Annotated in this window: 13 protein-coding genes; 3 read left to right on the forward strand and 10 right to left on the reverse strand. The window is 69.5% G+C overall.

Annotated elements, in window-relative coordinates:
- Positions 1–30 precede the first annotated feature (30 nt).
- Genes VF522_RS08525 through VF522_RS08555 form a run of 7 tightly spaced genes read right to left on the reverse strand, consistent with a single transcriptional unit; the run spans position 31 to position 5570 of the window.
- Positions 31–663, reverse strand: coding sequence for a LysE family translocator (locus VF522_RS08525; protein ID WP_330907811.1), 633 nt, complete (start codon positions 661–663; stop codon positions 31–33).
- Entirely contained in the window at positions 663–1340 is a 678-nt protein-coding gene (locus tag VF522_RS08530) for a VOC family protein (RefSeq protein ID WP_330907812.1), read from the reverse strand. Before VF522_RS08530 ends, VF522_RS08525 begins: the two co-directional genes overlap by 1 nt.
- Position 1341: 1 nt before the next feature.
- On the reverse strand, positions 1342–2208 hold the full coding sequence (locus VF522_RS08535) for a PhzF family phenazine biosynthesis protein (RefSeq protein WP_330907813.1): 867 nt from the start codon (positions 2206–2208) through the stop codon (positions 1342–1344).
- A gap of 2 nt (positions 2209–2210) precedes the next feature.
- Positions 2211–2831 (reverse strand): glutathione S-transferase, encoded by a 621-nt coding sequence (locus VF522_RS08540; protein WP_330907814.1) that lies wholly within the window; start codon positions 2829–2831, stop codon positions 2211–2213.
- Positions 2825–4030, reverse strand: a complete 1206-nt coding sequence (locus tag VF522_RS08545; protein ID WP_330907815.1) for a PLP-dependent aminotransferase family protein — start codon at positions 4028–4030, stop codon at positions 2825–2827. Before VF522_RS08545 ends, VF522_RS08540 begins: the two co-directional genes overlap by 7 nt.
- Positions 4027–4959, reverse strand: coding sequence for a DMT family transporter (locus tag VF522_RS08550; protein WP_330907816.1), 933 nt, complete (start codon positions 4957–4959; stop codon positions 4027–4029). The genes VF522_RS08545 and VF522_RS08550 overlap by 4 nt, the downstream gene beginning before the upstream one ends.
- Complete coding sequence (locus VF522_RS08555; protein ID WP_330907817.1) at positions 4956–5570, reverse strand: LysE family translocator; 615 nt, start codon at positions 5568–5570, stop codon at positions 4956–4958. The genes VF522_RS08550 and VF522_RS08555 overlap by 4 nt, the downstream gene beginning before the upstream one ends.
- Before the next feature lie 123 nt (positions 5571–5693).
- On the opposite strand from VF522_RS08555, the gene VF522_RS08560 reads away from it, so the two are divergent.
- The gene (locus VF522_RS08560; RefSeq protein WP_330907818.1) at positions 5694–7136 is read left to right on the forward strand and encodes a PLP-dependent aminotransferase family protein; all 1443 of its coding nucleotides are present in this window, start codon (positions 5694–5696) and stop codon (positions 7134–7136) included.
- Positions 7137–7151: 15 nt separating this feature from the next.
- Here the strand turns inward: VF522_RS08560 and VF522_RS08565 are convergent, their stop codons facing one another.
- Entirely contained in the window at positions 7152–8816 is a 1665-nt protein-coding gene (locus tag VF522_RS08565; RefSeq protein WP_330907819.1) for a phospholipase D family protein, read from the reverse strand.
- 132 nt (positions 8817–8948) lie between these two features.
- A complete protein-coding gene (locus VF522_RS08570; protein WP_330907820.1) occupies positions 8949–10820 on the reverse strand; it encodes an ABC-F family ATP-binding cassette domain-containing protein in 1872 nt (623 codons plus the stop codon).
- Between the two features lie 113 nt (positions 10821–10933).
- Here VF522_RS08570 and VF522_RS08575 point away from each other — a divergent pair, with 113 nt between their 5' ends.
- Positions 10934–11386 (forward strand): (2Fe-2S)-binding protein, encoded by a 453-nt coding sequence (locus VF522_RS08575; RefSeq protein WP_330907821.1) that lies wholly within the window; start codon positions 10934–10936, stop codon positions 11384–11386.
- Positions 11383–13647 (forward strand): xanthine dehydrogenase family protein molybdopterin-binding subunit, encoded by a 2265-nt coding sequence (locus VF522_RS08580; RefSeq protein ID WP_330907822.1) that lies wholly within the window; start codon positions 11383–11385, stop codon positions 13645–13647. The genes VF522_RS08575 and VF522_RS08580 overlap by 4 nt, the downstream gene beginning before the upstream one ends.
- A 121-nt stretch (positions 13648–13768) precedes the next feature.
- Here VF522_RS08580 and VF522_RS08585 read toward each other — a convergent pair.
- Positions 13769–14005, reverse strand: a 237-nt coding sequence (locus VF522_RS08585; RefSeq protein ID WP_330907823.1) for a hypothetical protein, incomplete at its 5' end; no start/stop codon positions are given.

Raw genomic sequence — 14005 nt, forward strand, 5'->3', positions numbered from 1 at the left:
GGCGCCCGGCCGGGCGCGTCCCAGGCGCGACTACTTCTGTTCGAGCAGGGCCATGCGCACGGCGAGCGCGCCCAGCACCGTTCCCATCAGGTAGCGCTGCGCCTGCAGCCAGCCGCGGCTGCGGGCCAGGAAGCCAGCGATGCGGGCCGCGCCGAACACCAGCAAGGCGTTGACCGTGCCGCTCATCACGATCTGCACCGCGCCGAGCTGCAGGCTTTGCAGCAGCACGCTGCCGCGCTCGGGATGCAGGAACTGCGGGAAGAAGGACAGGTAGAAGATCGCGACCTTGGGGTTGAGCAGGTTGGTGAGCAGGCCCATGCGGAACAGGCGGCCGGGCGCATCGACCGGTAGTTGCCGCGCAACGAAGGGCGAACTGCCGCCCGGGCGCAGCGCATCCCAGGCGAGCCACAGCAGGTAGGCGGCGCCGGCGATGCGCAGGGCGTCGAAGGCGAAGGGCACGGCGGTGAGCACCGCCGTCAGGCCGAGCGTCGCGGCGACCAGGTGCGCCACGAAACCGAGCAGCACACCCGCGAGCGAGATGAGGCCCGCGGCGCGGCCCTGCGACAGCGCGCGCGACACGCAATAGACCATGTTCGGCCCGGGCGTGAGCACGAGCAGCAGCGCGGTGAGCGCGAACAGGGCGACTTCGGGCAGTGTGAGCATCACAGTCCTTCGGATTCCAGGCGGACGCGGCCGCGTGGCGTGTCGAGCACGGCGCACAGGTTGGCCGGACCGTCCTTGATGGCGACGCCTTGCAGTGCGATCGCTTCGACTGCCGCGCGCAGTTGCGTCGCCTTCGGGTGCGTGGCGACGAGGGAGTGGAGCGTCACGCCGGACTCCGGCATCGCCGATGCGGGGTGCGTGCTGCCCCATTCGATCAGCGTCGGCAGCGTGCCGTCGAACAGCCGCGCGCCGTCGCCGCGCAGCGTGATCTGCCACTGCAGCAAGCCGCGCGGCGTCTCGCGGGAAGCCTCGACCACTTCGCCGCGTTCGATGCCGAGCGCCTGCCAGGCGGCCACCGCCTGGCGCACGTCGGGCAGGTTGGCCACGTAGTGCAGCAGCCGCGGACCGCGGCGGCGCAGCGTGTCGCGCACCTGTTCCTCATCGAGGTCGAACCAGCGACGCGCGCGCTGCGGCTCGCGTCCGGGCTGTACCGCGATGATCTCGAAGTAGGTGCGCGGATAGTCGACGGTCGCGATGCGCAACAGCCGGTTGTGCGTGCCCATGAGCGGATGCTCGCCGCCGGGCCCGGGCAAGACACCGAGAGTTGCCTCGCACCAGGCCGCGCCTTCCTCGAGGCTGGCCGCGGCCACCACCAGGTGGTCGATGCGCGCGTTCATGTCAGACCCGCACCGTTCCGGCGATGCAGGTCACCGACGCGCCGCCGATCCAGATCTCGCCGGCCGCGTCGCGCTGCACGTGGACACGGCCGGCGCGGCCGAGGGCCGTGCCCTGGCTCGCGACGTAGCGCTCGGGCGCGAGCCCCGCGCCGATCAGCCACTGCGCCAGCGCCGCATTGAGGCTGCCGGTCACCGGGTCTTCCGCCATGCCGTTGTTGCCGGGGAAGAATGCACGGACTTCGAAAGCGCACTCGTCGTCGGCGCCGCGCGAGCCGACCACGCCGACCTTGCCGCGCGGGCCGACCACGCCGACGTCGAGGCCGGAAAGCACGTTGCCGTCCGGCTTCAGCGCCAGCACCCGTTCGGCCGACTTCAGCATCACGCCGCGCCAGTTGGGGCCGTTGTCGCACCAGGCATGGCCGACGATGTCGCTGCGCGCCACGCCGAGGCCGCGCGCGATCAGCGCCAGCTCTTCTTCCGGAAGCGGGCCGCCCTTGCGCAACGGCGGGGCGGCGAAGGCGAGTCGATCTTCATCCCGACGGATCTTCACCAGTCCGACGCCGCACTGCTGCACGACGTATTCGCCTTTCGGCCGGCCGCCCGCCTCGAGCCAGGCATGGCAACTGCCCAGCGTGGGGTGGCCGGCGAAGGGCAGTTCGCGGCCGGGGCAGAAGATGCGCAGCTGGTAGTCGGCACCGGCCTGCGTGGGCGGCAGCACGAAGGTGGCCTCCGACAGGTTGGTCCAGTTGGTGAACTGCTGCATCTGCCCGGTCGTCAGGCCTTCGCCATCGAGCACCACCGCGACGGGGTTGCCGCGATAAGGCGTGGCGGTGAAGACATCGACCTGCTGGAAGGGACGGAGGCGCATGGTCAGCTCAGGGGAATGTCGAGGGCGCCGCGGGCGGCGGGCAGTTGCCGCATGGCTTGGTACCAGCGGCGCAGGTTCGGATGGTCGGGATGCTGCAGCGGCAGGCCCCACCAGCGGTGCATCTCGCAGGCGATCGGGATGTCGGCCATGGTGAGGTGGTCGCCCGCCATGTACGCCTGGTTGGCGAGCTGCGCATCGACCATCGCCAGCAGCGGCTCGGTGGCGGCGACCGAGGCGGCGATCGCCTCGGGGCGGCGCTTCTCTTCCGGCGTGCGGATCAGCTGGATGAAAGCCTCGCGCCCGGCGGGATTCAGCGTGGTCTGCTGCCAGTCCATCCAGCGCTCGGCATCGAAGCGCGGGCGCAGCTCCTGCGGATAGAGGCCGCGCTGCGGATGCTTCGCGCAGAGGTAACGCACGATCACGTTCGACTCCCACAGCGTGAAGTCGCCTTCGTCGAGCAGCGGCACCAGCGCGTTCGGATTGCGCGCGAGGTACCCGGGCGTCCTTGTGACCCCGAAGGCCGCACCGGCGTCGATGCGCTCGAAGGGCAGTTCCAGCAGTTGCGCCGTGAAGACGACCTTGCGCACGTTGATGGAGGAGATCCGGCCCCAGAGTTTCAGCATGGCCGCACCGGAAGGTTTTCGCGGATCGTGGTGGCGAGCGCCGCGATGCCGGTAGCGATCTGTTCCTGGCTGGCGGTCACGAAGGACAGCCGCAGCGTGCGGTGGTCCGCCTCGCCGGCGTAGAAAGCGGAGCCGGGCACGTAGGCAACGTTCCTCTCCACCGCCTTGGGCAGCAGTGCCATCGCATCCATGCCTGCGGGCAGGCGCACCCACAGGAACATGCCGCCGTCAGGCGCGTTCCAGCGCACGTCGAGGTCCTGCATCTCGCGTTGCAGCGCGGCGAGCATGGCGTCGCGCTGTGCCTTGTAGAGGGCGCGGATCGTCGGCACGTGCCGATCGAGGAAACCGTCGCGCAGCACCTCGACGACCAGCCGCTGGTTGAAGCTGGGGCTGTGCAGGTCGGCCGCCTGCTTGGCCTGCAGCAGCTTGGGAGCGACGGCCGCGGGCGCGACGATGTAGCCGAGGCGCAAGCCGGGCGCCAGCACCTTGGAGAAAGAGCCCAGGTAGATGGAGCCCTCGGGGTTGCGCGCGGTCAGCGGCGCGGGCGGCGGCGCATCGAACCAGAGGTCGCCGTAAGGGTTGTCTTCCACGATCGGCAGCGCCGTCGCGCGCGCGACGTGCACCAGCGCCTGCCGGCGCGTCTCGCTCATGGTGCGGCCGGTGGGGTTCTGGAAGTTGGGCAGCACATACAGGAAGCGTGCGTCGCCCCGCTGGCGGGCCACGTCCGCGACATCGATGCCCTCGCCATCGCTGGCGACGCCCACCGCTTCCGGCTCCATCGGCGCGAACGCTTGCAGCGCGCCGAGATAGGTCGGCGTTTCGACCAGCACGCGGCTGCCGGTGTCGATCATCACCTTGGCGACGAGGTCCAGTCCCTGCTGCGAGCCGGTGGTGACCAGCACCTGCGACGGATCGACCTTCCAGGGCAGCCGTGCCGCGATCGCTTCGCGCAGCGGGCCGTAGCCTTCGCTGGACGCGTACTGCAGCGCGCCGGGTCCGTCGTCGCGCAGTACCCGTTCGCAGGCCTCTGCGAAAGCCGCAACCGGGAAGGTCCGCGGCGAGGGCAGGCCGCCGCCGAAGCTGATGATGCCGGGCCGCTCCGTGACCTTGAGCAGGTCGCGGATCACGGAAGGGTTCATGCGCTCGGCGCGGCGCGCGAGGGTCCAGCCCGTCGCGGGCGGCAGGTCGTCTCGTTTCATCGGGGTTCCACGGCTGCAGGGAGGATGGGCGCGGACGGGGCCGCGCTGCGCACCGGCATCTTCTTGCCGGCGAACACGGTGGCGATCACGGCCAGGCCGAAGCCGAGCGTGAGCAGGTCGAGGCGTTCGCCGAGCAGGGGCATGGCGAACAGCATGCTGAGGAAGGGTTGCACCAGCTGCACCTGGCTCACGCGCACCGTGCCGCCCAGGGCGAGGCCGCGGTACCAGGCGAAGAAGCCGATCCACATCGAGAACACGGAGACGTAGGCGAAACCGAGCCAGGCACTGGCGGGCACCGCCGCCGTGGGACGCGACCCGATCGCCAGCGGCAGCGTGAGCGGCAGGGAGATCACGAGCGCCCAGCAGATCACGTGCTCGGCGCGCATGCGCTGCGAGAGCTTCGCGCCCCAGCCGTAACCGATTGCCGCGCAAGCCATCGCGGCAAGCAGGAGCACGTCGGCCATGTGCAGTGCCAGTCCGTTGCCGGAGCGGATCACGGCGAAGGCCACCACCAGTGCGCTGCCGACCGCGGCGCACAGCCAGAAGCCGGTGGAAGGACGCTGGCGATGCAGCAGCGCTCCGACCAGCGCGGTGGCCAGCGGCAGCACCCCGACGATCACGCTCGCGTGGACCGCCTCGACGTAGCGCATCGCCACCGACGTGAACAGCGGAAAGCCGAACACCACGCCGGCGGAGGTGATCGCGAGCGGCAGCCAGTCCTGCCGGCGCGGCAAGGGAGCGCGGGTCGCCCACAGGAAGACGATCGACAGCAGCGCGGCGACCGTGGCGCGGCCGAGCGCGATGAAGACGCCGGACATCAGGGGTGCTTCGGGCGTGCCGACGGCCAGCCGCGTCATCGGCAGCGTCAGCGCGAAGATCGCGACGCCGATGAAGCCGAACCAGAGGCCCTTGCGTTCGGCGGGGCTCATACGGTCACCATCCAGGCGGCGGTGGCCACGAGCACCAAAGCCAGGGTGCGGTTGAACCACAGCAGCCGGCGCCCTTGCGACAGCCACTGGCGCAGCAGCGAGCCGGCGAGCGCGTAGGTGAAGTTGCTGGTGAAGGCGAACACCGCGGTCACGGCGCAGATGATCGCGAGCCGCTCGCCGGGGTTGGCGGCGGGCTGGCCTCCCATGTTCAGCACCCAGCCGGCAGTGAGCGTCAGCGCCAGCATCCACGCCTTGATGTTGAGGAATTGCAGGCCGACGCCTTGCAGGAAGGTGACGCGCAAGCGGCGCTCGTCGACCTGCGCCAGGCGGTCGGCACGCGCGAGCTTCCACGCGAGCCAGAGCATGTAGCCGACGCCCGCGATCTTCACGGCCCAGCGCAACGCCGGCACGCCGAGCACCAGGGCGCCCAGGCCCAGGCCGCTGCCGATCATCAGCAGGGTCCAGCCGGCGGGCACCGCGACACAGAAACGCAAGGCGCGTCGCAGCCCGCCGTTGGCGGCGAGCGCGGTGGACAGCGTGGTGTTCGGCCCGGGCGAGAAGCTCATGGCGGTGCAGAACAGGAGCAGGGCGGTGACTTCGGTGGGATTCATGAGGGCGCTTGCGGCGGCGTGCAGAGCAATGTAATCTCCGGCACCAGTACACCACCAGTACAGTTTGCCAGATCACCATGGCTTCTGTACTGGCGCAGACGGCAATACACCCAGGACGCTCCCATGCTGATGAAGGCCTCTTCGCAATCGCTCACGGAGCAGCTGGCCGGCCGCTTCGCCGAGCGTATCCGCAACCGGCTGCTGGCGCCCGGCACGCGGCTGCCTTCGGTGCGGCAGTGCGCGGAGCAGCACGGCGTGAGTCCGTCCACGGTGGTCGCCGCATATGACCAGCTGCTCGCCCAGGGCCTGGTGGAGGCGCGCAAGAACCGCGGCTTCTTCGTGCGCGAGGCCTCGCTGCCGCGCGTGGAGGGCGGCGAGGAGGCCGCGCCGGCCTTGCCTACCGGCTTCAACGCGGCGCACTGGATCGTCGCGCGCCGCGGGCCCGCGCCGGTGAACGCCACTTCCCAGATCCGCGGCATGTTCCACAAGATCAGCAACAAGCCGCAGCCGGGCATGGGCGTGTTCCCCTCGGACTGGCTGGAGTCGACCTTCATGCCCGCCGCCGTCCGGAAGGTGACCAGCACCCGGGCGCTGCACGACTTCTCCCTGCAATACGGCGAGCCGCTGGGCGACAGCAGCCTGCGCCGCGCCTTGTCGCAGAAGCTGGCCGGCCTCAACGTGCCGGCCTCGCCCGAGCAGATCATCACGTCGGTGGGCGCGACGCATGCGCTGGACATCGTGAGCCGCACGCTGTTGCGCCCCGGCGATCCGGTGATGGTGGAAGAACCGGGTTGGGCCGTCGAATTCGCGCGCCTGACCGCCCTGGGCATGCACCTGCTGCCGGTGCCGCGGCGCGCCGACGGACCCGACCTCGAGGTGATGGCGCGCTACTGCGCGGTGCACAAGCCCAAGCTTTACGTCAGCGTGAGCGTGTTCCACAACCCCACCAGCTACTGCCTGTCGCCGGGCAGCGCGCACCGGGTGCTGCAGCTGGCCAACCAGCACGACTTCCACATCGTCGAGGACGACACCTACAGCCACATCGCGCCGGCGCACGCCACGCGACTGTCGGCGCTGGACGGCCTGCAGCGCACGATCTATGTCGGCGGCTTCGCCAAGATCCTGGCGCCCAACTGGCGCATCGGCTTCCTCGCGGCGCCGGCGCCGCTGGTGGAGCAGATGCTGGATACCAAGCTGCTGGGGACGCTCACCACGCCGGCCTTGCTGGAAAGGGCGCTGGCCCTGTGCATCGAACAGGGGCAGCTGCGGCGCCACAGCGAGCGCGTGCGCACGCGGCTCGACGTGGCGCGCGGCCGCAGCGTGAAGCTGGCGCTGAATGCCGGCTGCCGCTTTGCCGCGGAGCCGGCAGGTCTGTTCGGCTGGGTCGACACGGGCGTGGACACCGACGCGCTCTCGCAGCGCATGCTGGACGAGGGCTACCTGCTCGCGCCCGGCGCGCTGTTCCACGCCGAGCGCACGCCCAGCACGCTGATGCGCATCAACTTCGCGACGACCCAGGACGCCGCGTTCTGGAAGAGGTATTCGGAGCTGGTGAAGCGGATGTGAGACCGTTTGCGGCGGCTAGAGCATCTCGTCGGGCGCGAACGGCCCGAGCAGCCGCACCATCAGCTTGAGCCGGGTGCTGGCGCCGGGGTCGGCCTTCTCGTCCCCGAAGCTTGCGCCGGCGGGCGCGCGCCAGTACAGGTCGCCGCCGCGGTTCTCGACGCGGTAGGCGCCGGTGGTCAGCGTGTGCTCCACCCGGCGCGTCACCACCTGCGCCATCGCGGGGCCCCGGATCAGCAGCGCCACTTCGCTGTTCTTCAGCTGCGAGCGCAGGTCCAGGTTCATGGAGCCGATGATCGCCCCGCGCTGGTCGATCACCACCGCCTTCGAGTGCAGGCTGGCGCGGGCCTGGGCCGCATCGCCCTTGGAGCCGCCCGGGCCGCTGCCGAACCAGCGGTGGCGCGTGCCGTTGCCACGGCTCGAGCCGAGCAGCTCCGCCGCCGTTTCGGGGTCCGAGCGCATCTCGTGGAGCTCCACGCCCATCTCCAGCAGCGCCTTGCGGTAGCGCGCATAGCCGGCGTGCGCCGCCGGTGCGTCGTTCGATGCGAGGGAGTTCGTCAGCACGCGGATGCGCACCCCGCGTTTGCGCAACTGTTCGTACACGGCCATCATGCGCTCCCCCGGCACGAAGTAGGGGGAGATGATCAGCACTTCGCGTTCGGCTTGCTGCATGAGCGCCAGCAGGCCGTCGATCACGGTGTCGCCGGCATTGACCTCGTCGTCGCCGGGAGCGATCTTGCCGGGCTCGTCCACCAGCAGCGTGGCCGGCGCCCAGACCAGCGGGATGGTGCGCAGGTCCAGCGGCGGGCGCTCGGCCTGCGCCGCTTCGGCCGGGGACACCGAGGGCAGCACGGTCGGCGAGACCGTCACCGGCAGCACGGGCTTGGGCGGCTCGCTCGCCGCGCCACGTGCCGGCGCGGCGGGCGGCTCCCACTTGCGCAGGGTTTCGAGATCGTCCTCGTCGAGCAGCGTCTGCACCGGGTAGGCGAGCTTGTCGTTCCAGAAGCGGTCGAAGCTGGCGGACATGTCGCGCACGGCGCGTCCGGCGGCCAGCACGTCGAGGTCGACGAAGTTCTGCTTGTCGCCGCTGCCGAAGTAGCGGTCGCCCAGGTTGCGGCCGCCGGTGATGCCCCAGGCGTTGTCGGCGATGAACAGCTTGTTGTGCATGCGCTTCTGCATGCGGCCGACGTCGTGCAGCGAGGTGATGATGCGGCCCAGCATGTTGTTGCGGGGGCCCGCGAGCGGGTTGAACAGCCGGACCTCGACGTTCGGCTCGAAGGCGAGGCGCAGCACCTGCGCGTCCTCGCCGACGGAATTGAAGTCGTCGAGCAGGATGCGCACCCGCACGCCGCGGCGGGCCGCATCGCGGATCTTCTGCAGCAGCACTTCGGTGCTCGCATCCGCGTGGATCGCGTAGTACTGCAGGTCCAGGGCGCGCGTCGCGCCGTCGACCAGGGCGATGCGGCTGGCCAGCGCGTTGTCCACGGAGTCCAGCAGGAAGAAGCCGGAGTCGCTGCGCGCGCCGGCCTGCGAACGTCGCGCCTGCGCGAGCTGCCCGAGCGCCGTTCGTTCGTGCTGCGTGAAGGCGGTGGAGGGCGTCTGCTTGTCATTGGCCGGCAGGCTGGCACAGCCGCTCGCCCATCCCAGCATCCAAGCGGCGAACAGCCATCGCCACACTCGCATCCACGACGGAAACGTTGCCGATGCTCGGGTGGCTATACAGCTGTCACTCATGGTGAGCGACTGTAGCCGCCGGGTTGTGCGCGCGGGGGCGGCGAAGGTCAGCAATGGCCGTCAGTGGGTGACGGCCGGCACCTACAGTTTGCCCAGGGTCTCCCAGCGTTCGAGGGCGGCCGTCAATTCGTCGTCGATGGCCGTCGTGCGCGTGGCCAGTTGCACCGCGCGCGCAGGGTCGTCGCTGTAGACCGTGCCGCGTTCGAGCTCCGCATGGATCGTCTTCTGTTCCTGCTCCAGCGCGTCGATCAGGCCCGGGAGCGCTTCCAGTTCGCGCTGTTCCTTGTAGCCCAGCTTGCGGCGCGCCGCGGTGGGTGCCGGCGTTGGCGCGGGCTTGTCCTCCTTGGCCACCGGGGCGGGCGCCGGGTTGGCGGCTTCGGCCAGCGCGCGCGCGCGCCGCGACTGCGTGAGCCAGTCCTCGACGCCGCCTTCGTATTCGCGCCAGTGGCCATCGCCCTCGAACGCGATCGTGCTCGTGACCACGTTGTCGAGGAACGCGCGGTCGTGGCTCACCAGGAACACGGTGCCCTCGTAGTCCTGCAGCAGCTCCTCGAGCAGTTCGAGGGTGTCGATGTCGAGGTCGTTGGTCGGTTCGTCCAGCACCAGCACGTTGGCCGGCCGGGCGAACAGGCGCGCGAGCAACAGGCGGTTGCGCTCGCCGCCGGAGAGCGAGCGCACCGGCGAGGCCGAGCGCGCCGGCGAGAACAGGAAATCGCCGAGATAGCTCTTCACGTGCTTGCGCTGGCGGCCGATCTCGATCCATTCGCTGCCGGGACTGATGAAATCCTCCAGGGTGGCATCGGGATTCAGCGCGCTGCGCATCTGGTCGAAGTAGGCGACCTGCAGGTTGGTGCCCAGCCGGATCTTGCCGGTGTCGGGTGCGAGCTCTCCGAGGATCAGTTTCAGCAACGTCGTCTTGCCCGCACCGTTCGGTCCGACCAGGCCGATCTTGTCGCCACGCAGGATCGTCGAGGTGAAGTCCCGCACGATCGCGCGATCGCCGAAGGACTTGCCGACCTGGGTGAGCTCGGCGACGATCTTTCCGCCCGGCTGGCCGGTGGCCACATCCATGCTCACGCGGCCGAGGGCATCGCGGCGTGCCGCGCGCCGGTCACGCAACTGCTCGAGCCTGCCGATGCGGCTTTGCGAGCGCGTGCGGCGCGCCTCGACGCCCTTGCGCACCCAGATCTCTTCCTGGGCCAGCAGCTTGTCGGCCTTGGCGTTGACCACCGCCTCCTGCGCCAGCTGTTCCTGCTTGAGGGCCTGGTACTGGCTGAAGTTGCCCGGATAGGACTGCAGGCGGCCGCGATCGAGTTCGACGATGCGCGTCGCCACGCGATCGAGGAAAGCGCGGTCGTGGGTGATCAGCACGACGCTGCCGCGGAACTCCCGCAGCAGGTTCTCCAGCCATTCGATCGAGTCGAGGTCCAGGTGGTTGGTCGGTTCGTCGAGCAGCAGGACGTCGGGCTTGCGCACCAGTGCTTGTGCGAGGGCCACGCGCTTGCGGTTGCCGCCGGACAACGCGCCGATGCGCGCGTCGGGGTCGAGGTGCAGGCGATGCAGGGTTTCGTCGACGCGCTGCTGCCAGTTCCAGCCGTCATGCGCCTCGATGCGACCCTGCAAGGTGTCGAGGTCGCCGTGGCCGTGCGTGTAGGCGTCGATCAGCGCGATCACGTCGGCCAGGCCGGACTGCACGGATTCGAACACGCTGGCGGATTCGTCCAGCACGGGGTCCTGCGCGACGAAGGCGGTGTGCAGGCCTTGCTGACGCTGGACTTCGCCGTCGTCGGGCCGTTCCATGCCGGCGAGGATGCGCAGCAGCGAGGACTTGCCCGCGCCGTTGCGTCCGATGAGGCCGATGCGCTCACCGGTTTCCAGCGAGAGATCGGCGTGGTCCAGCAGCGCCACATGCCCGAAGGCGAGCTGGGCGTTGGCGAGCGTGATGAGGGCCATGGTTGCGCGGGGGAAAGCCAGCGAGCGTATCACCGCTGCCGCGCGTCGCTCGCGTGGGCGCTTGCAGCGGCTTGCTTGGCTATAGTGGGACCAGCCGTTCGAGGAGGGGTTCCGTGGATCTGAACATCAATGGCACGCGCATGCAGGTGGAGGCGGATCCGGCGATGCCCCTGCTTTGGGTGCTGCGCGATCTGCTGCAGCTCACCGGCACGAAGTTCGGCTGCGGTGTCGCGGCGTGCGGTGCGTGCACCGTGCGCGTGGACGGGCAGGCGGTGCGCTCATGCGTGCTGCCCGTGGGCAGCGTCGCCGGCAAGGCGGTGCAAACGATCGAAGGACTCGGCTCCGCGGCGAAGCCGCATCGGCTGCAGGCCGCCTGGATTGCGGAGCAGGTGCCGCAATGCGGGTATTGCCAGAGCGGCATGTTGATGGCGGCCGCCGCGCTTCTCGAGAAGAAGCCCAAGCCGACGGACGCCGACATCGACGAGGCCATCACCAACATCTGCCGTTGCGGAACCTACCAGCGGGTGCGGCTGGCGATCAAGCGTGCGTCCGGGGGGAAAGCATGAAACGACGCGCCTGGCTGCTCGGGACGGCGAGCGCCGGCGCGCTGGTCGTCGGCTGGCTGTCCTTGCCGCAGCGCTCGCGCGTGGGACTCGCGGGACTGATGGCGCCCGGCGAAGGCGACATCGCGTTGAACGGCTGGATCAAGATCCTGCCGGACGGCGGCGTCGTGCTCGCCATGCCGCGCAGCGAGATGGGCCAGGGGGTGCACACGGCGCTTCCACAGCTCGCCGCGGAAGAACTCGACGTCCCGCTGTCGGCCATGCGAATCGAGCAGGCGGGCTGGGATGCGATCTACGGCAACGTAGCGGTGCTGCAGGGGAACCTGCCCTTCCATCCACTGGAAGAGGAGCGCGAGGACGGCTTCGGCCGGACCAGGGCGGGGCGCTGGCTGGTGGGGAAGGTGGCGCGCGAACTGGGCATCAACGCCACGGGCGGGTCGACCAGCGTCGCCGATGCCTGGGAGGTGGTTCGCCTGGCCGCGGCGACGGCGCGCGCCTCCCTGGTGGGAGCGGCGTCGCTGCAATGGAAGCTGCCGGTGGAGGAGCTGCGGGTCAGCAACGGCGTGGTTTCGCATGCGTCGGGACGCTCGGCCACATACGGCGAGCTGGCGCGCGTGGCGTCGGCGACGCCTCCCGGCCAGGTGCTGTTGAAGGATCGCAAGGACTGGCGCGTGATCGGCAAGCCGGCGCCGCGACTGGACGTGCCGGCGAAGGTGAACGGCAGCGCCCGCTTCGGCATCGACGTGCGCCTGCCCGGGATGCGGTATGCCGCCGTGCGGCTCGCGCCGCAGATCGGTGGGCAGCCCGGGCGCATCGATGCGAAGGCGGCCCTCGCCATGCCGGGGGTCGATCGCCTCGTCATGCTGCCGGCCTATGCGGGGTCCACGGCAGGGTTCGCCGTGGTCGCCCAGAGTCATTGGCATGCGCGGCAGGCCGCCCAGGCAGTGGAAGTGGAGTGGCGGGCCCCGGCCCATGCCGGACCGGATTCCCGCGCCAGCGTGCGGACACTCGAGGCCGCGCTGGACGAGGGCGATGGCTATCGCTTCTACGGGAAGGGCGAGCCGGAGCCGTCCGGCCTGCGCTCTTTCGAAGCGACGTACCACGCGCCTTACCTGGCACACGCAACGCTGGAGCCGATGAACGCCACGGCGCGCGTCCATGGCAATCGCGTTGAAGTCTGGGCTCCCACGCAGGTCCCGCAGATGTGCAGGGAAGCCGCCGCACGGGTGGCCGGGGTCCCGGTGGACCACGTCGACCTCCATGTCACTTTGTTGGGCGGAGGCTTCGGCCGGCGCCTGGAGGTGGATTACGTCGCGCAGGCGGTGCGCATCGCCCAGGACATGCCGGGCGAGCCGGTCCAGATGATCTGGTCGCGCGAGGAAGACACGCGGCACGACTTCTATCGTCCGATGCACGTGGCGCGGCTGCGGGCGGCGATCGGCCCTGCCGGCGAGCCGGTCGGGCTGCATGTGAGATCCGCGGGCGACGCGATCTCGCCCCGCTGGATGGAGCGGGTGCTGCCGTCGCTGGCCGGTCCGATCGATCTTCCGGACAAGACGGCGTCTGAGGGACTGTTCGACCAGCCCTACGGTTTCGAGCGCCAGCGCATCGAGCATGTCTTCACGCGGACGGGGGTGCCTGTCGGCTTCTGGCGCTCCGTTGGCCACTCGCACAACGCATTCTTCATGGAAGCCTTCGTCGACGAGCTCGCCGCGGAGCTGAATCAGGATCCGCTGGAGTTCAGGCGCAGTCTTTTGCGAAAGGCGCCGCGCCATCTCGCGGTGCTGGATCTGGCGGCGGAGAAGGCCGGTTGGTGGCTGCGCCAGCTACCGCCGGGCCGGGCGCGCGGCCTGGCGCTGCACGAGTCCTTCGGGTCGGTGGTGGCCCAGATTGCCGAGGTCTCCCTGGAGAAAGGTCAGCCGCGCGTCCACCGAGTGACCTGCGCGATCGATTGCGGCACGGTCGTGAACCCCCAGATCGTGGCGCAGCAGTTGGAGGGTGCGGTCGTGTTCGGGCTGACGGCTGCGCTCCATGGGCGAATCGACATCCACGAGGGAGCCGTGCAGCAGGGGAACTTCCCCGACTACCCCATGCTCAGACTCGCTTCCGCGCCTTCCGTGGAGACGTGGATCGCTGCCAGCGACCGCCCCCCCAGCGGAGTAGGAGAGCCCGGCGTCCCGCCGATTGCGCCCGCGGTCGCGAACGCGCTGTTTGCGTTGACCGGTAAGCGCTACCGCTCGTTACCGTTCACGGGACTGGCGTAGGGGTTTTCCCCGTGCTATAGTCGCGGGCTCCGCTGATGACGGCGCTGCGAAAGCGGCAACGAAAACGGCGGAGAAAAAATCAGCTCTAGCGTCGACAGACGATAAAAAGTCGGTATAGAATCTAGGGCTGCGCTGATGACGACAGCGAGACGCGACGAAAGAAGCGAATCGCAAACGAAACGGCAAAAAGAGTTGACCGGTCTCTAAAAAATACGGCATAATCGAGGGCTTCGCTGATCGCAGCGAAGACGGCAAAGAAAGGCAAGTGAAGAGCTTGCTGATCGATGCGAGGATCGTTAACAACATACAGCCGATAAGCGTGGGCGTTTGATGGCGATTGCCAAGTTCTTCGGAACAA

Source organism: Ramlibacter sp., assembly GCF_036383835.1.
In the GTDB taxonomy this organism is placed as follows: Bacteria; Pseudomonadota; Gammaproteobacteria; order Burkholderiales; family Burkholderiaceae_C; genus Ramlibacter.

Excerpts from the sequence above, each read along its gene's own strand:
- VF522_RS08525 (WP_330907811.1), bottom strand. The coding sequence starts at position 663 with ATGCTCACACTGCCCGAAGTCGCCCTGTTCGCGCTCACCGCGCTGCTG.
- VF522_RS08530 (WP_330907812.1), bottom strand. The coding sequence starts at position 1,340 with ATGAACGCGCGCATCGACCACCTGGTGGTGGCCGCGGCCAGCCTCGAG.
- VF522_RS08535 (WP_330907813.1), bottom strand. The coding sequence starts at position 2,208 with ATGCGCCTCCGTCCCTTCCAGCAGGTCGATGTCTTCACCGCCACGCCT.
- VF522_RS08540 (WP_330907814.1), bottom strand. The coding sequence starts at position 2,831 with ATGCTGAAACTCTGGGGCCGGATCTCCTCCATCAACGTGCGCAAGGTC.
- VF522_RS08545 (WP_330907815.1), bottom strand. The coding sequence starts at position 4,030 with ATGAAACGAGACGACCTGCCGCCCGCGACGGGCTGGACCCTCGCGCGC.
- VF522_RS08550 (WP_330907816.1), bottom strand. The coding sequence starts at position 4,959 with ATGAGCCCCGCCGAACGCAAGGGCCTCTGGTTCGGCTTCATCGGCGTC.
- VF522_RS08555 (WP_330907817.1), bottom strand. The coding sequence starts at position 5,570 with ATGAATCCCACCGAAGTCACCGCCCTGCTCCTGTTCTGCACCGCCATG.
- VF522_RS08560 (WP_330907818.1), top strand. The coding sequence starts at position 5,694 with ATGCTGATGAAGGCCTCTTCGCAATCGCTCACGGAGCAGCTGGCCGGC.
- VF522_RS08565 (WP_330907819.1), bottom strand. The coding sequence starts at position 8,816 with ATGCGAGTGTGGCGATGGCTGTTCGCCGCTTGGATGCTGGGATGGGCG.
- VF522_RS08570 (WP_330907820.1), bottom strand. The coding sequence starts at position 10,820 with ATGGCCCTCATCACGCTCGCCAACGCCCAGCTCGCCTTCGGGCATGTG.
- VF522_RS08580 (WP_330907822.1), top strand. The coding sequence starts at position 11,383 with ATGAAACGACGCGCCTGGCTGCTCGGGACGGCGAGCGCCGGCGCGCTG.